Source organism: Centipeda artemidis DSM 19719 (genome assembly GCF_000426665.1).
Lineage (GTDB): Bacteria > Bacillota > Negativicutes > Selenomonadales > Selenomonadaceae > Centipeda > Centipeda artemidis.
Genome location: NZ_AUFU01000022.1, coordinates 1 through 15,442, shown reverse-complemented (window position 1 = coordinate 15,442; position 15,442 = coordinate 1). Strand labels below are relative to the sequence as shown.

Genomic DNA, 15,442 nt, shown 5'->3' with positions numbered 1-15,442 from the left:
GGAAGGACAACTTCCGGCATGTTGAACAACTTTACCAATATGGCAGTGATGTCCGTCGTGTCATGTACACAACAAATGCGATAGAGAGCGTCAATGCAAGTTTTCGCAAAGTAACGAAACAGGGGGCATTTCAAAGCGAGACGGCTGTGTTCAAGGTGTTTTACTTACGGATCAAGGAGCTGTACAAGAAATGGAAGGGACACTCCATTCAGAACTGGGCGATTGTGATGAATCAACTCTGTATTGATGAGCGGGTCGGACAGATGATCCGAAAATATTCCGCTCTATAAGAAACTTACACACTTTACTTGACATACCCCAGCAGAGCAAATGTGGCATAGGGCTTGATGATGTACAGCGTCATATTTGAAAAACAGGTATATCGTCAACTCAAGAAATTAGATCCTTTCACCGCATTTATGATTCGTAACTGGATTAGTAAAAATCTTGAAGGCTCAAACGCCCCCGTTCTCATGGAAAAGCGTTACAAGGGTCATTATCCGGTTATTGGCGTTATCGAATAGGAAACTATCGCTTGATTGCCCGTATTGTTGATGAAGAGCTTATCATAATCGCCGTATCTGTTGCACACAGAAGCAAAGTCTATCGCTAAAAAATACCCCCGCCGTATAGAGCATTTCTGCCCGTACGACGGGGGATTTTTCATATACAACAGTACCTGAGGCGCTTTCAGCGGATGTGCGTGTGTTACACAACGCCTTTATCACATCAAGATGCTGTGATTAGAAGTTGTAGGTCAAGCGCATCCCCGCATAGTTCCCGAGGGTGAATTTCTCACCGCCGTAGAGGGTATCGCGCGAACCGATGCCCTTTGCATCGAAGGTGTAGAACGCCTCGACGAGGAGGTTCTCGACCGGCACATAGCCCGCACCGACGGAGAAGCTGCGGATACCGTCCAGGTAACGGTCGGGGAGATATCCTGTGCCGTTGCCGCCGAAGAACGAGCCGTGCTCGAAGTGCTTGTAATCTGCAAACACATTCCAGCTCCCCTTGACCGCCATATCGCTCTTGCCGATGTCAAAGCGCAGCGTCCAGAAATGCGGCGTGCCGCCCATGGCGTGCCCTCTGATGTTGAACTGATCCGATCCCGACGGATGCTCGTAGATCGTATGCCCGTTCATATGGCGGCCGAATGCCGTGCGGTTTTGACCGTAGTCAACCGACATAGAGGCATTCTTGCCCATCTTCCACTTCGCACCGATGCCAATGACACGCGCGAGCCGGGTATAGTCATAGACATCGTTGCGCTTGCCGTTCGCATGTTCCGCATGGTAATTTTCACTTCCCGTCGAGCCGAGATACCACAGAGAGATCCCGACATTCGACGTAAGCGCATGTTTTGCCTGGAGGAAGATCGCCTTGTTGATGGGCGGGATACGGTCGGCTTCGAGAACGGTGCCCTCAACTTTGATGACAAGTCCCGTATATTTCCCGAGAGCGTCACGCGGCATCAGACTGCCGTACTCTGTCGACTGTACACGCTGACCGACTGCCGTGAAATACTGTTCTACTGCTCTGGAGAGGTTATTAGAGGTAATAGGATTCGAAAATTCGTCTTCAAAGTTGTTGTAGTGCAAAGCGTTGTAAATATCATCATCCGAGTCTGTAATTTGAACATTGGTAGCGCCTGGATGCTTATCCAGCTGAACGATTTTCTTCAACACTTCATAGAGACGAGCCTTGTTTCCTGCCCACCACTGCTTTAACGCAGCGGAACCATCTCCATCCAAGGCGTTTGGATAGTCTGCCATCGACATATAGAGTGTTGTTAAATCCTCCTTATGGCTTCCTATCCATGCATTATAATCGAAGTTCCAAAGAGAATCGGTCTGTTCCACACCATGTTCATCCGTGTATTTATAGTTAAACATCATCGGCGGATCCATCTGTAAATATGAATCACTGGTTTGTATACCGCCGGCTTTCAGAAAATCTTTGCCGTATGCCCCCACAGCGATATCATACATACGCTTCACGATAGCTCTCTTCTCTTCGATTGTGGTAGCCGCTTCAAGCTGCTGATAGAAATTCATCTTATCATTTGCCTCAGGAACAGGCGCAGGCGTCGTGAACGTCGTATATAGATCCGATATGTTCAGCCCCACAAATTCAGCCATCGTCGGTGGACGATAGAATACGCGATGCGTTGCATGGGTATATGCTGAATCAGAGATCCCCGTACTGTGCTTGAAGTTGCCGTAGCCGAGCTGTATCTGTGTGTGCGCATTCGTCCAAGATGCGCGGATACCGTCGTACTCCTTGCCGAAGTAGTATCCCGTGACACCAAGCCGCTCATTCAGGCGTCCCATCGAGATATCGAGATTCCGATTGTGATAGGTGACGTCGAAATTGCTGATGCGCAGGTGGTTCAACGCCTTTGACTTCGGTATATCCGTCCGTGTATCTACGCCGTCCTTCCCCGAGGCCGTAGCAAGTACGGAGATGTTCAGATTGTCATTCGCACGCACGTCAAATCCGAAGCGCAGACGCTGCGAGAAGCCGTGTTCCTTGCGGTCGAGCATATTCTTCTCCGCTGACCCGACGAAGCTGTCTTCCGTCATCTTGATCTGTGGACGATCCGCGCCGCCGTGGGTATCCCACTCGAGCTGATAATCGCCGATGAGCTTGATGCCGCGCAGCTTCTCCCGGTCAAAGGGACGTGCAAAGAACATATCGGGTGAGCCCTTCGCAAAGGTATTGCTCGTCTGTGCGAAGAAGTCCTTCTCGTACGCCGCATCCTGCGCGGCACGTGCCGCCTTCTCTTCCTCGGTGAGCGGCGCTTTTGACTGCGTATTGCTGTCGGGGCCGAACTTCAGGTTGGCGCCCAGACGGTAGACGCGCGCCTGGGTTGCGCGGTTATCGTCTCGATGGTTGAAGAGATTGTCCACACCGAGATAGACCATCGCATCCTCGCCGAATTTCTTCTGCAGCATAAGGTTCCAAATGCCGAACGTCTTGGTTTGGTAGCGCTGCGCGCCTGCCCTTGCGTACTGATTTGCGAAGATATAGCCGCCCTGGAGGTCGCTGTCCATCTTCATATAGTTCGCATTGCCCGTAACCGAGTTGCTGTCGAGCATATGAATGTAGTAGTCGCCCCAAAGGGAGGCACGGAATCCGCCGCGCACGTTCTCATAGTCGATGCCGATGTCGAGCTTGTGCTGCGGTTTGTCGAGCAGGCGCTTCGGCATGTTCGGATCGCTCTTGTTGATCGCATGGAGGAACGTATAGCCGACCTTCGTCGACCAATGCTTGTCGAGTTTATTCTTGACCTCGAGCTCGAGCCCTGTGATCTGTGCCTTCCCGATATTCTTAAAGCTGTAGAGCATATCGGGCGGGTACCCGAGTTTCTCAGCCCCCGTGATATTCGGGTGGAAATCGATGTTGTACCCCGTGTAATAGGTCGTCATGTAGTTGCGGATCGTATTGTGAAAGAGATTTGCCCGCATCGTCATGTTCTTCGTCTCGGCTTCGTAGCCGATATCGAAGTTCACAGATTTCTCCGGTTTTAGATTCGGATTACCGGTCCAGTACCAGCCGAGACGTGCACGATCCTGATCGACGGGGCTGCCGCCGTACATCTCCCAGTTGTAGTAGAGCTCACCCATGCCCGGCTCTGAGTAACCGGTTCCAATATTTGCCTTAAATCGCCGGTGCGGATTGCCTCCGAGGTTGTGCGTGATGCCGAAGTTCGCCGTGATATTCGTGCCGAACAGGCTGCTGTGATCCATGCGCAGGATCGGCGTAAAGATCGTATCATTGTTCAGCATCCAGGTATCGCCAACAACCAAATGATACTTATTGATGGTTGCCTCTCCCATAAGCAGCTGGTTTGCTAACGATTGCTGGACTTCGGCAAATTTTTTCCCGTTCAGTGTATAATTATAATTATTTGGATCATAGTAATACACGAGCCCGTGCCAGTCATAAACGCCACTGCCCTGCATGAGGTGTCCGGCGTTTTCTTGACGTATTTTAGAATTGAACTCATTGTATCGTGCGCGAGCCTCGGGGGGCATATTGTTCAATATTTGAGTGAAGCTCGTTTCGGTACCATTGTTAGAATACCGCAGGTAATCTTCCTGTGTAAACGACGGTTTATAGGAGTTAGGATCACTTTTGTTATAGTTATAAAGCTCATAATCCACATCCCAACGCAGCCCTCGTTCCGGGTCGGGCGTAAGTTTATGCGCTTGAATAAAGGATGCAATTGTACCTTTTTTTAGACCAAATGCCGGGGCATCCCTTTGCACCACCATTAGGCTCTTATCATAATCCCATGGGTCGATCTTTTTGAGATAGGTATTCGGTGCGCTCTTGAGACGACTGCCCGAGCCTGTCTCATGGGCATAGCCAAAGTTATACATGAGCAGATGCTTGTCATTTAACTGCGTGTTGAATGTGGCATCGAAATTCATCTGCGCGTGGTCGATGTTGTCGACGTAGTTCAGCATGTTCTTGCCCGTATAGGCCGATCTGCCATAGTTGCTGGTCAGCGTGAGATCGTCCTCGAGCATACGGGCGTGGTTGAACTCGATTTTCCAGTCGGTATCCTTGTTGCGCCCTTCCCATCCGATGTTGTAATTGTTGCGTCCCGACTTGCGGCTGTAGTGCTGCTGCGGTTCCATGATGGAGTCCGTGCGCTTGACGTAGCGGTTGAGATCCTCATTGTAACGTTCCATGCGGAAGCTGAACGAGTTGTTTGCATCCGCCTTGTAGCTGCCGATGAGGCCGATGTTCGTCGCCTCGCCGTAGTAGCGCAGGCTGTTGTCCTCAAAGTCCGTGACGTAGCTTGCGAGCCCTGCCTTAACACGCGCCTCAGAGCCGTAAACGGGCATGATGTCGCGCTTGTTCCCGTAGACGCCGAATTGCGCCTTGCCGATGGTTCCCGTATCGGCACGCAGGAACACATTCTGATAGGGAAACAGACCGTCGGTATCGGCGGTGCGCCGTCCCTCGACGTTGAACTTGATGACAGGTTCCTTGCCCGCCTGTTTTGTGATGACATTGACGACACCACCGATGGCATCCGAGCCGTACTTCGCGCTCGCGGCACCCTGGATGATCTCAATGCGCTCGACGTTCTCCGTGCCGAGACGCATCACCTCGTCCGCTGCGCCGTAATATTTGGCAAAGTCGCCCATGACGGGCTGACCGTCAACGAGGATGAGCGTATGGCGCGGCTCTGCACCACGGATCGAGACGCCGACACGTCCCATGGCATCGACGGTGCGGGAGACTCCTGTCTCGCTGAAGATGATTTCCTCAACGGACTTCGCCTGTTTCTTCTCGATGTCTTCCTTGGTGATGATGGTCTTCTGCTGAGATTCATACTTTGCCTCTTCCTGCGCGGCGTCCGCCTCCACGCGAACGTCCGCAGTCGTGACATTAGTATTCCCCCCGGATGCAGCTTCGCTTGCCCATGCGGTATAGGCGGGCAGGGCAAGCCACGTCGTTATGGCATAGGAGAGTAGACGCACGGATCGCCGACTCTGTTTTCTGAGCATATACTTTTCCTCCATGATAACTAAGGACTATGTTCCGCCCGTTCCGGAACCTCCTCGTTCCTCATACGGCTGAATATTATATGAGGCTGCCTAAATGAAAATAATAATTGCATTCGTAAATGCAGAGGATATTATAATAGCGAATCAGATTCATTACAAGTGTTTTAGGCAACATTTTTAGAATTTTCTTCTCTAATGAAATAATTGAGCTTATATTCATAGATAAAATTTATTCGACCTATTAAATATTAAGTAGGTATAAGCATTAAGGTTATAAATAATTAAGTATACGAAGTCTACCATGAGAGCAGGATGCCAAACAAAAAGCCCCTGGACGCAGAATACGTACAGGGGGCTCTCATTGCCGTGATATTGTTGGGATTGCGTTATAGGATCTCGAGGAGGTCGCCGACCATGATGCGAGGGAAGCGTTCGCCCGTGAGGAGAATGTCGCCGGGTTGGAGTTCTTCGCCGTCATCGTTTTCTGCGAAGCGAAGGGTAACGTGCCCATGTTCCCTGAGATTTTTATTCGCATTGGCACCAAGTCGTGCAACGCTGTATTCGCGCTCCGCGACGAGGACGGTGTCTCCGGGGGTGATGTCCTCTGCGAGGTCGCCCTTCGTATGCGTGAGCACCATGTTCTCATAGGCAAGCGGGACGCCCTTGTCAAAGATAATGAGGCTGCCGCGCGTCCGGAGGAGCTGCAGTGCAAAGTCTCCGATGGCGGTGAATGTGACGCTGTATTTCACGATGATCACGTTCCTTTCCTGTGACGGTTTATATTGAAGGAAGCGTTATCGCATCCTCTTTCGTATAGGGTTTGATGTCGATCACGCTGCTGCCGTCGAGGGCATCGAGATGCCGGACGCGCAGGATGTTCCCGTCACATGCGACGAACTCCACGATGCAGAGGGAGAGCGGATTGGGACGCCCCGGAGAGCGCGTGGCAAATACGCCGTAAAGCTCACGCGCAGCGGGCGGCAGGGTCTTTAGGATGTCGCGTTTCGCCAGATGCGCCCAATAGAGGACGATGAGATGCGTATGCTTTTCGATGCGGAAAAGCCCTTCGGCAAATGCGGGGTGAATCTCGATCTCGGAGACGGTATCGCCGAAACAGCCTTGGCGCGGGATGTCTTTGAGTTCTTTGTAGTCGTTGTGAACGATTCCGATTTCTTGCAGCTCCATACGTTCTCCTTTCCACAATATCAAATCCTGCTTATGTTGTGCGCGCATACCTTGATGCCGGGACGGCAGCGCCGTCCCCCTGCGAGACGCACATCAGACGATTCCTGCACGAGCTCCGGCGCCGGGCGTGCGGGTTCCGATCGGAAATGCAGCATAGAATCTATGCTAGACTCTTTATCCTCTCCCCCTCGGGCGTCTCGGTGAGACGCAGCATGAGGAGCGGGTACAGCGCCTCAACGGGGAGCGTGCCGCCCGAAAGCACACCGAGCTCAGCTGCGCGGACGCCCACCTCATAGCGCGTGATGTCCGCGCCGTCGTAGACGCACTGCGTTGTCAGCACAACGGTGCGGCCGCAGTCGTGGGCATGGGCGAGTGCGGGGAGCAGACTTTGCTCGTTGATGAGCGGCACACCGCCGCTGCCGAATCCCTCGATGATGAGTCCGCGGTAACCCGCATTGACGTATACGTGCACAATATCCGGAGGGATACCGGGGTAGAGTTTGATAACGGCGACACGTTCATCGAGTACATCGCGCAGGCGAAACGGCGCTGCAGGAGCGGCCTGTATATCCGCCGTATCCCCATCAATGGAAATTTCCGGCGCGCCGATGCTGCGGAAGGCATCATCACGGACGGTGTAGAGCTTCTTTGCAGCATTGCCGCGGATGACGCGCCCGCCAAAGGCGAGCACGACGCCGGGGCGGCCTGACAGTGCGACGCGATGCGCCAGACGCAGGTTGTCCTCCGCATCGGAGCCGGATACGCCGAGCGGACGCTGCGATCCCGTGAGGACGACGGGACGATCAAGGTTCTCGAGCATATAGTAAAGGGCGGCGGAGGTATACGCCATCGTATCCGTACCGTGGGTGACGATGAATCCGTCGTAGTCGGTACGCAGATCGTCGATCTCGCGTGCAAACTCCTCCCAATACGCGGGTATGATATTGCAAGAGTCGAGGGAGAGATAGTCACGTATTTCGATCTCATCCCACTCCGCGCCCATCGCTGTGCGCAGTTCTTCCCCCATGAGGACGGGGCGCAATCCGTGTTCTCCGCAGCGTGACGCGATGGTGCCGCCCGTTGTGATGAGGAGAATTTTAGGCATGGGGCAGTCCTTTCTTTTCCCGCCGGCGCGCGGTAAAGTCGATCCACATGTGCCGGAGCGTTGTGAGCGGGTGGTGCAGGAGCATCCGCGGGCCGCTGTAGCGCATGACGTCGCGCACCTGTGCGCGCATGTCCTTGCTGTAGCAGTGCACGGGGCAGACGGAGCAAAAGGACTTGATATCCATGCGCGGACACCCTTCGACACGGCTCAGCGCATAGTCAAGCAGCCGGCGGCAGTCGGAGCAGAGCGCTGTGATTCCGTGCGCCGCAGATGTCCGCCCCGCATGCCCCTTGCCGCGGCAATAGATGGCGATCATCTGCTCCATGATGCGGGCTTCATGGGCGCGTTTTTCTTCAGTGTTCATCGGCGTAGTCTTTCCTGTAGAATCGTTAGGACTTTGCCTTGCGCGCTTCCTGTGCGCGGCGGAATTTCTCGAGGAGATCCATTTTGTGCTCCATTTTCTGCACAAATGTGCGCGCCGCGGCAAGATCGTCGGCATCCGGGTGGCTTTCGGCGCGTACCCAGCGTTCCTGTGCCTCGGGGCTGTTGTGCGAGTCATCCTTTGCGCCGCGCTTGCGCTTTTCGATGAGGGCGGGGGCGAGTTTGCCCTGTGCGGAGAATGTGCCGAGGATTTCGCAGCCCGCGCCGAGGAGATAGCCCGCGCGAGCAAAAGAGGTGACGGCGTGCTCGGAGCCGACGTCCGCGCCGTGCGTCTGAAAGAGGGCGATGCGTGCGTTCTGGATCCGCGGGAGATACGCCTTCATGAGGTCGTCGGGGCCGCCGCGCCGCAGCCAATAGCCGAGCGCGACTGCCTCGTACGCGGAGAGATCGGCGGGGGCGTCCTGCACGCGGAAGAGGTCGGCGCCCGCCTCCTCTGCCATCGCGGCGGCGACCGCCTTTGTATTGCCCGTGACGGATGAATAGATCACAGCCCATTTCCTCATATCTGTGTGCTCCTTTACTAATGATGTTCCTACTATTACAGCACATTTCCCCCGCCCATGCAAGCGCAATCATCACACATAGGTTGAAATTTCATCCGCGGCATTGTAAAATCAGAGAAAAAGGAGGCGATTAGAATGGCTGTCGTTATTGAGCTCACCGGTGAGGAGGAACGTCTCGCCGAAAGCTATGCAAAGGTGCACGGGACGTCCGTGGAAGAGGCGATGAAGCGGAATTTCTTCGAGCTGATCGAGGACGAATATGATGCCGCCGTCGCGGATGCGGCGTATCGGGATTATCTTGCAAATCCAAAGACCTATTCGCATGAGGAAGTTTGGAACGCACTTTTGGGGGACGAATGAAATACCAATTCATATACTCGGTGCGTGCGCTGAAAGAACTCGAAAAACTGGATCTCTATACGAAGCGTATGATCAAATCATGGATCGAGAAAAATCTCATTGATTGTGAAGATCCCCGCGCACACGGCAAAGCTCTCAAAGCAAACCGTAAAGGAGAGTGGCGGTACTGTATCGGCGACTGTCGTCTGATATGCATTATTGAAGATGCAAAACTTGTGATTGTCGCAATCAATGTCGGCCACAGAAAAAATATTTATGCAGGATAACTCTTCCCAAGGCTGCTGCACAACGGTATACACCGATGTGAGGCAGTCTTTTTTATCCCCTTATTCTCATTTTAATTATTTTGTTTTGAACTATTGAAAAGTGAACTCAATTCAAGTATTATTGAGGTAGTCATTTTATTGAGTTTTATTATCAATATGGGAATCTGTGTTGAACAAAGGAGGTTTATCATGCTGCAAAGCAAGAGCTGGGACGGTTTTGAAGGGGGCGTCTGGCAGGAGGAGGTCAATGTCCGCGACTTCATTCAGCGGAACTACACGCAGTATGACGGCGACGAGCGCTTCCTCGCGCCGCCGACGGATGCGACGAACCGCCTGTGGGGACGCGTGCAGGAGCTGCAAAAAGAGGAGCGCGCGAAGGGCGGCGTCCTCGACATGGAGACGGAGGTCGTCTCAGGGCTCACGGCGTACGGTCCCGGCTACATCGATCCCGCGCTGAAGGATCTCGAAAAAGTCGTCGGTCTTCAGACGGACAAACCGCTCAAGCAGGCGTTCATGCCGTACGGCGGCATCCGCATGGCGGAGGAGGCGCTCGAAAACTACGGCTATAAGGTCAGCCCGAAGCTCCACGAAATTTTTACGAAATATCACAAGACGCACAATGAAGCGGTCTTTGACGCATACACGGACGAGATTCGCGCGGCGCGCCGCAGTCACATCATCACGGGACTGCCCGACACCTACGGGCGTGGGCGCATCGTCGGCGACTACCGCCGCGTCGCGCTCTACGGCATCGACACACTCATCGCGTTTAAGAAGGAAGAACTCCTCAACTATGGCGACGGTGTGATGACGAACGACGTCATCCAACAGCGCGAAGAGCTGTCCGAGCAAATCAAGGCGCTGAAGGGCATGAAAGAGATGGCGCAGATTTACGGCTACGACATCTCGCAGCCCGCGCGGAATGCCCACGAGGCGGTGCAGTGGCTCTACTTCGGCTATCTCGCGGCGATCAAGACGCAGAACGGCGCGGCGATGAGCGTCGGGCGCATCTCGACGTTCCTCGACATCTACATCCACCGCGACCTCGAAAACGGCACCCTCACCGAGCCGGAGGCGCAGGAGCTCATCGACCACATCGTGCTGAAGTTCCGCATGGTGAAATTCGCGCGCATCACCTCCTACAACGAGCTGTTCTCTGGCGACCCGATCTGGGCGACGCTCGAGATGGCGGGCATCGGTATGGACGGACGCCACATGGTGACGAAGAACGACTTCCGCTTCCTCCACACGCTCGAAAATATGGGTCCCTCCCCCGAGCCAAACCTCACTGTGCTCTACTCGTCGAAACTGCCCGAGACGTTCAAACGCTATGCGGCGCGCATCTCCATCCGCACGAGCTCGATCCAGTACGAGAACGACGACGTGATGAAGCCGGAGTGGGGGGACGATTACTCGATCTGCTGCTGCGTCTCGGCGACGCAGACGGGCAAGGAGATGCAGTTCTTCGGCGCGCGCGCGAACCTCGCAAAATGTCTCCTCTACGCCATCAACGGCGGCGTGGACGAAAAGAGCGGCGTGCAGGTAGGGCCCGCGTACCGTCCGATCCGTACGGAGTACCTTGAGTACGACAATGTCATTAAGAAGTACGAGCGCATGATGGACTGGCTCGCCCACGTCTATGTCAACGCGCTGAACGCCATCCAGTACATGCACGACCGCTACTACTACGAGGCGGCGGAGATGGCGCTCATCGATACGGACGTCCGCCGCACGTTTGCAACGGGCATTGCGGGCTTCTCGCACGTCGTCGATTCACTCTCGGCGATTAAATACGCGAAGGTGAAACCCATTTATAACGGCGACGGTGTTGTCGTAGACTATGAGACGACGGGCGATTTCCCGCGCTACGGCAACGATGACGACCGTGCGGACGAGATTGCAAAATGGGTGCTGAAGGCCTTCCTCGCGAAGATCAAGTCGCGCCACACCTACCGCAACTCCGAAGCGACGACCTCCATCCTCACGATCACGTCGAACGTGGTTTACGGGAAATACACGGGCGCGATGCCGGACGGGCGCAAGGCTTGGACGCCGCTCGCACCGGGCGCGAACCCGAGCTACGGCGCAGAGTGCTGCGGTCTGCTCGCGTCGCTCAACTCCGTCGCGAAGCTCCCGTATCACTGGGCGCTCGACGGCATTTCCAACACGCAGAGCATGAACCCCTCCGCGCTCGGGCACAGCGAGGACGAGCGCGTGACGAACCTCGTCAGCTCGATGGACGGCTATTTCGACCAGGGGGCGCATCACCTCAACGTCAACGTCTTTGGACGCGAAATCCTCGAGGACATCATGGAGCATCCGGACAATCCCGCGTACGCGAACTTCACCATCCGCGTTTCAGGCTACGCCGTCAAGTTCATCAGCCTGACGCGCGAACAGCAGCTGGACGTCATCTCCCGTACGTTCCATGACCGGCTGTAAGGGGCGGATCAACGCAACGGAGAGTTTCGGCTCGGTTGACGGTCCCGGCATCCGCTTCATCGTCTTTGTGCAGGGCTGCCGCTACCGCTGTCAATACTGCCACAACCCGGAGACATGGGAGACGGAGGGCGGCTACGAGGCGACGCCGGAGGAAATCTTTCGGCAGGCGCTGCGCTACCGCCCCTATTGGAAGAATACGGGCGGCATCACCGTCAGCGGCGGAGAGCCGCTGCTCCAGCTCGACTTTGTAACGGAGCTCTTTCGCCTCACGAAGGCAAAGGGCGTGAATACCGCCGTCGATACGGCGGGCGAACCGTTCACGCACGCGCAGCCGTTTTTCGGGCAATTTGAGCGGCTCCTGCCGCTGACCGACCTCTTTCTCCTCGACCTCAAGCACATCGATCCCACCCGGCACAAGCAGCTCACGGGAACGGACAATCTGAGTGCTCTCGCGCTCGCGCTGTTCCTCTCCGAACGCGGCAAGCCGATGTGGATCCGCCACGTCCTTGTCCCCGGCTATACGACGGATGAGGACGATCTGCGGCGGCTCGCGGCGTTCATCCGCAGTCTCGCGACCGTCGAGCGCGTCGAGGTGCTCCCCTATCACGCGATGGCGGTGCACAAATACGAGGAGCTGCGTATCCCGTATCGGCTCGAAGGCGTAGAGCCGCCCGACGCCGCGACAATCGCGCGTGCGGAGGAGATCCTCGGCGTCGCGGACTATACGGGCTATATGAAACAATAAAAAAGAGAGTGTTGACGATACGATATTTCTACGTCAACACTCTCTTTTTACATGCAGCGACAGCGCTATTTGGAAGGCGTAAGCAGAGCAAGCATAAAACTAAGTGATGCGGCAGCCTGGATGCATAGCGAGGCATGAGGAGAACGCAAAGGAGCCGCAGTTAAGAGCTGCGTCGACTGTAGCATTCAACGAAATAGCGATGCCGGGCGCCAGACTCCCGCGTCACGACTTACATAGCCGGATGACCGCATCCTCCAGCAGCTCTTCCCCCGCCTGCCCCGTCTTCATCAGATAGTCCGCATCGGCGAGGACGAGCATTACACTCTCGAGCGTCGATTCACGAAAGCCCTGCGCGCTGCGCCCAAGTTTCTCCCCGATGAAAGGATTCAGCTTCATGGCGGCGCCCAGCCCCCGCAGCGGCGTTCCCCGCGAGAGGAGGCGTTTTGCCTGCCACAGTTGGCGCGTATTGCGCGTAAGGAGCGCGAGGAGAACCGTGAAGTGGACGCCATCCGCCATGCAGCGGGCGAGGAGTGTAAGGGCGCGCGCGCAGTCCCGCGCATTCACCGCGTCCATGAGGGCAAAGACGGAGACCTCCGGCATCTCGGAAAATGCGGCGCGCAGGTCGTCCTCTGTAAACGTTTTCTCGTCCGTGTAGAGCATGAGCTTTTCAAGCTGACGATCGAGGAACTCGAGCGAGATGGTCTGCATCATGCCGGTGATATTGAGGAAGAACGCGCGCGCCCGCGGATGCATTGCTCGCCCCATCTCTCGCAGGCGCGCATTCAGCCACGGCTCGATCGTCCACGGGCGCAGCGCCTCGCTCTCAAGGATGCGCCCCGATTTTTCGACCGCCTTGTAAATTTTCTTCCGCTTGTCAGGCTTTGCGTGCAGTGTAAAGACAGCGTAAGTGCTCAGTGGAAGATCCGCGAGGAGTTCGCACAGTGCGTCCGCATTCGTATCCTTCTGCGCAGGAGCATCGGACTCCTCCGCCGCCTCCTTTTTCTTCCCGCCGCCAAAGAGCGATGCACCGTGAACGAGCACAACGTTTTTTTCGGTAAAGAATGGAATTGTCTCGAGCGACTCGGCGAGCGCGGGCATCGGCGGCATTTCCTCATAGCGGACGAGTGCATCCGCACGTTCGCTTTCATCAGGAAGCAGCCGGCGCAGGATCGCCTCCTCCGCGCGCACGATATAGTACGGCTCCTCGCCCGCGAGGAGAAACACATGCGGCAGCTCGCCGCGGGCGAGCGACGCCATAAAATCCGTGTAGTTCATCGGTAGCGAGCCATCTCCGCGCGCACGGTTGTCTCCTCTGTATGCCCCGAGTAGAGTACCGTATCGGGCGGCAGTGTAAAGACCTGCGACGCGATGCTCTCCCAGAGCGTGCGCGTATCGCCGCCCGGGAAGTCCGTGCGGCCAACGCTCGCATAGAAGATAGTATCCCCCACGAACGCAGCGCCGTCCCGCGCGCTGTAAAAGATGCAGGAATCCGTCGTATGCCCGGGTGAGTAGCGCACCTCGAGCGTCATCGTGGGATTCGCCGCGAGCGTGATGATCTCCCGGTCGGCGAACGTCTTCACGTCCGAGAGCGTCACGGGCGCGCCGCCCCATATGGAGAGGTTCCACCGCGGATCGCCCGCATAGCGCGCACTGTCTTCGGCAGCATAGACAGGGCAAAGGATGTGCCGCCGGAATGCCTCCACGCCGCCGATGTGGTCAAAATGACAGTGCGTTAAGAGCAGTTTTTCAATCGTCCAGCCCTTCGCCTCGGCATAGGCGGCGAGCCGATCGCCCTCTGCGCCCGCATCAATCAAAAATCCGTGTTTCGTCTCGTCGTCGATATAAAAGAACGAGTTGGTCTCGATCATATCGCCGACGGTGATGCACTCGATCATCGTAGTCTCCTTTATTTCGTCCATTCGTAGGCAAGGCGCGGCGACCGGTCACGCACATAGATCGTGCCGCAGAGGATAAATCCGCTGCCCTCAAGACAGCGCTGCATCGGCAGGCTATCCTCGTGTGTGTCCGCGCGCAGATGGTCGTATCTCTCGCGGGCGAACGTGAGGATGTCGCGAAAGACGCCGCGCTCCGTACCGTCGCTCGCCGCGCGGTGAATCGTCGCATAGGGAGAACCGTCCCGCCACGCGCCGCCCTCGATATATGCATAGGTGGGATCCTCGCCCGGGATCAGTGCGAAGGCGGCATGGATACGCGCATCCGCATTTTCGCATACATAGAGCACGCCGCGCGCCATATCCGCCTGTACGATCTCCCCAGACGGATAGCTGTCCGTCCACTGCGCTGTATTGCCCGCCGCGCGCATAAAGGCGCGTGCCGTCTCATAGATGCGCAGGATATCCGCGATGTCCCGCACCGCCGCCCGCCGTATCGCCATATCCGTCCCTCCGTTTTGTTTTCTATTTTACACGAGGATGCACGATTTGGGAAGAAGAAGTATTGACCAAAGTCATTGGACAGCTTATAATTTTTATAGAGAAAAAGGAGCGCAGTTTTGAAGAAAGTCAGGGAATGCTATGAGCTCCTATCGGATGAAGTCGTGGGAAGAGCTGACCATTTGTGACGACTATATGTTCAAGCTGATTATGAGCCGCAAACGCATCTGCAGGAAGGTGCTCGAGCGCATTCTGCACGTCGAGATCAGCGACATCCACTACCTCGAAGCGGAAAAGCCGATGAAGCCGAGTTACAGGAGCAAAGGTGTCCGTCTGGATGTCTATGTGCGGGATGACGTGCATACAGTCTACAACATCGAGATGCAGGTTCGCCAGCCCGAGGGTGACGGTCTTGCCAAGAGGACGCGTTACTACCAGTCGATGATCGATGCGGATCTCCTCGCTGCGGGTGCGGAT

General features: G+C 55.7%; 16 protein-coding genes and 1 pseudogene. 8 read left to right on the top strand and 9 right to left on the bottom strand.

Annotation, left to right across the window (positions count from 1 at the left end):
- From K341_RS0110285 to K341_RS13055, 3 genes and pseudogenes are all read left to right on the top strand, one after another.
- On the top strand, nucleotides 1-290 hold a 290-nt coding region (locus K341_RS0110285; RefSeq protein ID WP_026762744.1), incomplete at its 5' end, for a transposase.
- A 57-nt stretch (nucleotides 291-347) separates the two neighbouring features.
- Nucleotides 348-524: a type II toxin-antitoxin system RelE family toxin gene (locus K341_RS12425; RefSeq protein WP_428829701.1), complete on the top strand. Its 177-nt coding sequence runs from the start codon at nucleotides 348-350 to the stop codon at nucleotides 522-524.
- Nucleotides 515-613 (top strand): annotated as a pseudogene (locus tag K341_RS13055) (type II toxin-antitoxin system RelE family toxin); the annotation flags it as partial. The gene K341_RS12425 and the pseudogene K341_RS13055, both read left to right, overlap by 10 nt.
- A 130-nt stretch (nucleotides 614-743) precedes the next feature.
- Here the strand turns inward: K341_RS13055 and K341_RS0110275 are convergent.
- From K341_RS0110275 to K341_RS0110245, 6 genes are all read right to left on the bottom strand, one after another.
- Nucleotides 744-5,525 carry a TonB-dependent receptor plug domain-containing protein gene (locus tag K341_RS0110275; protein WP_026762743.1) on the bottom strand — a complete coding sequence of 1,594 codons (4,782 nt, stop codon included), beginning with the start codon at nucleotides 5,523-5,525 and terminating at the stop codon, nucleotides 744-746.
- Between the two features lie 386 nt (nucleotides 5,526-5,911).
- Nucleotides 5,912-6,283 (bottom strand): PTS glucitol/sorbitol transporter subunit IIA, encoded by a 372-nt coding sequence (locus K341_RS0110270; RefSeq protein ID WP_037349694.1) that lies wholly within the window; start codon nucleotides 6,281-6,283, stop codon nucleotides 5,912-5,914.
- A 19-nt stretch (nucleotides 6,284-6,302) separates the two neighbouring features.
- Nucleotides 6,303-6,710 (bottom strand): tRNA (N6-threonylcarbamoyladenosine(37)-N6)-methyltransferase TrmO, encoded by a 408-nt coding sequence (gene tsaA, locus K341_RS0110265; RefSeq protein WP_026762741.1) that lies wholly within the window; start codon nucleotides 6,708-6,710, stop codon nucleotides 6,303-6,305.
- 160 nt (nucleotides 6,711-6,870) lie between these two features.
- Nucleotides 6,871-7,815, bottom strand: a complete 945-nt coding sequence (locus K341_RS0110255) for an asparaginase (protein ID WP_026762740.1) — start codon at nucleotides 7,813-7,815, stop codon at nucleotides 6,871-6,873.
- The gene (locus K341_RS0110250) at nucleotides 7,808-8,179 is read right to left on the bottom strand and encodes a nitrous oxide-stimulated promoter family protein (RefSeq protein WP_026762739.1); all 372 of its coding nucleotides are present in this window, start codon (nucleotides 8,177-8,179) and stop codon (nucleotides 7,808-7,810) included. Before K341_RS0110250 ends, K341_RS0110255 begins: the two co-directional genes overlap by 8 nt.
- 25 nt (nucleotides 8,180-8,204) lie before the next feature.
- Nucleotides 8,205-8,759 carry a flavodoxin family protein gene (locus K341_RS0110245; protein WP_026762738.1) on the bottom strand — a complete coding sequence of 185 codons (555 nt, stop codon included), beginning with the start codon at nucleotides 8,757-8,759 and terminating at the stop codon, nucleotides 8,205-8,207.
- Between the two features lie 135 nt (nucleotides 8,760-8,894).
- On the opposite strand from K341_RS0110245, the gene relB reads away from it, so the two are divergent.
- The 4 genes from relB (at nucleotide 8,895) to pflA (ending at nucleotide 12,572) form a co-directional block, all read left to right on the top strand.
- Entirely contained in the window at nucleotides 8,895-9,119 is a 225-nt protein-coding gene (gene relB / locus K341_RS0110240) for a type II toxin-antitoxin system RelB family antitoxin (protein WP_026762737.1), read from the top strand.
- The gene (locus K341_RS0110235) at nucleotides 9,116-9,385 is read left to right on the top strand and encodes a type II toxin-antitoxin system RelE family toxin (protein WP_026762736.1); all 270 of its coding nucleotides are present in this window, start codon (nucleotides 9,116-9,118) and stop codon (nucleotides 9,383-9,385) included. The genes relB and K341_RS0110235 overlap by 4 nt, the downstream gene beginning before the upstream one ends.
- Nucleotides 9,386-9,574: 189 nt before the next feature.
- Nucleotides 9,575-11,827: a formate C-acetyltransferase gene (gene pflB, locus K341_RS0110230; RefSeq protein WP_026762735.1), complete on the top strand. Its 2,253-nt coding sequence runs from the start codon at nucleotides 9,575-9,577 to the stop codon at nucleotides 11,825-11,827.
- Complete coding sequence (pflA, locus tag K341_RS0110225; protein WP_026762734.1) at nucleotides 11,814-12,572, top strand: pyruvate formate-lyase-activating protein; 759 nt, start codon at nucleotides 11,814-11,816, stop codon at nucleotides 12,570-12,572. The genes pflB and pflA overlap by 14 nt, the downstream gene beginning before the upstream one ends.
- 222 nt (nucleotides 12,573-12,794) lie before the next feature.
- Here the strand turns inward: pflA and holA are convergent, their stop codons facing one another.
- Genes holA through K341_RS0110210 form a run of 3 tightly spaced genes read right to left on the bottom strand, consistent with a single transcriptional unit; the run spans nucleotide 12,795 to nucleotide 14,967 of the window.
- A complete protein-coding gene (holA, locus tag K341_RS0110220; RefSeq protein ID WP_026762733.1) occupies nucleotides 12,795-13,847 on the bottom strand; it encodes a DNA polymerase III subunit delta in 1,053 nt (350 codons plus the stop codon).
- Nucleotides 13,844-14,467 carry an MBL fold metallo-hydrolase gene (locus tag K341_RS0110215; protein WP_009439515.1) on the bottom strand — a complete coding sequence of 208 codons (624 nt, stop codon included), beginning with the start codon at nucleotides 14,465-14,467 and terminating at the stop codon, nucleotides 13,844-13,846. The genes holA and K341_RS0110215 overlap by 4 nt, the downstream gene beginning before the upstream one ends.
- An 11-nt stretch (nucleotides 14,468-14,478) precedes the next feature.
- The gene (locus K341_RS0110210) at nucleotides 14,479-14,967 is read right to left on the bottom strand and encodes a hypothetical protein (protein WP_026762732.1); all 489 of its coding nucleotides are present in this window, start codon (nucleotides 14,965-14,967) and stop codon (nucleotides 14,479-14,481) included.
- A 154-nt stretch (nucleotides 14,968-15,121) separates the two neighbouring features.
- On the opposite strand from K341_RS0110210, the gene K341_RS0110205 reads away from it, so the two are divergent.
- Nucleotides 15,122-15,442: PD-(D/E)XK nuclease family transposase (locus tag K341_RS0110205; RefSeq protein ID WP_026762731.1), on the top strand; the 321-nt coding region annotated here is incomplete at its 3' end.

Excerpts from the sequence above, each read along its gene's own strand:
- K341_RS12425 (WP_428829701.1), top strand. The coding sequence starts at position 348 with ATGATGTACAGCGTCATATTTGAAAAACAGGTATATCGTCAACTCAAG.
- K341_RS0110275 (WP_026762743.1), bottom strand. The coding sequence starts at position 5,525 with ATGCTCAGAAAACAGAGTCGGCGATCCGTGCGTCTACTCTCCTATGCC.
- tsaA (WP_026762741.1), bottom strand. The coding sequence starts at position 6,710 with ATGGAGCTGCAAGAAATCGGAATCGTTCACAACGACTACAAAGAACTC.
- K341_RS0110255 (WP_026762740.1), bottom strand. The coding sequence starts at position 7,815 with ATGCCTAAAATTCTCCTCATCACAACGGGCGGCACCATCGCGTCACGC.
- K341_RS0110250 (WP_026762739.1), bottom strand. The coding sequence starts at position 8,179 with ATGAACACTGAAGAAAAACGCGCCCATGAAGCCCGCATCATGGAGCAG.
- K341_RS0110245 (WP_026762738.1), bottom strand. The coding sequence starts at position 8,759 with ATGAGGAAATGGGCTGTGATCTATTCATCCGTCACGGGCAATACAAAG.
- relB (WP_026762737.1), top strand. The coding sequence starts at position 8,895 with ATGGCTGTCGTTATTGAGCTCACCGGTGAGGAGGAACGTCTCGCCGAA.
- K341_RS0110235 (WP_026762736.1), top strand. The coding sequence starts at position 9,116 with ATGAAATACCAATTCATATACTCGGTGCGTGCGCTGAAAGAACTCGAA.
- pflB (WP_026762735.1), top strand. The coding sequence starts at position 9,575 with ATGCTGCAAAGCAAGAGCTGGGACGGTTTTGAAGGGGGCGTCTGGCAG.
- pflA (WP_026762734.1), top strand. The coding sequence starts at position 11,814 with ATGACCGGCTGTAAGGGGCGGATCAACGCAACGGAGAGTTTCGGCTCG.
- holA (WP_026762733.1), bottom strand. The coding sequence starts at position 13,847 with ATGAACTACACGGATTTTATGGCGTCGCTCGCCCGCGGCGAGCTGCCG.
- K341_RS0110215 (WP_009439515.1), bottom strand. The coding sequence starts at position 14,467 with ATGATCGAGTGCATCACCGTCGGCGATATGATCGAGACCAACTCGTTC.
- K341_RS0110210 (WP_026762732.1), bottom strand. The coding sequence starts at position 14,967 with ATGGCGATACGGCGGGCGGCGGTGCGGGACATCGCGGATATCCTGCGC.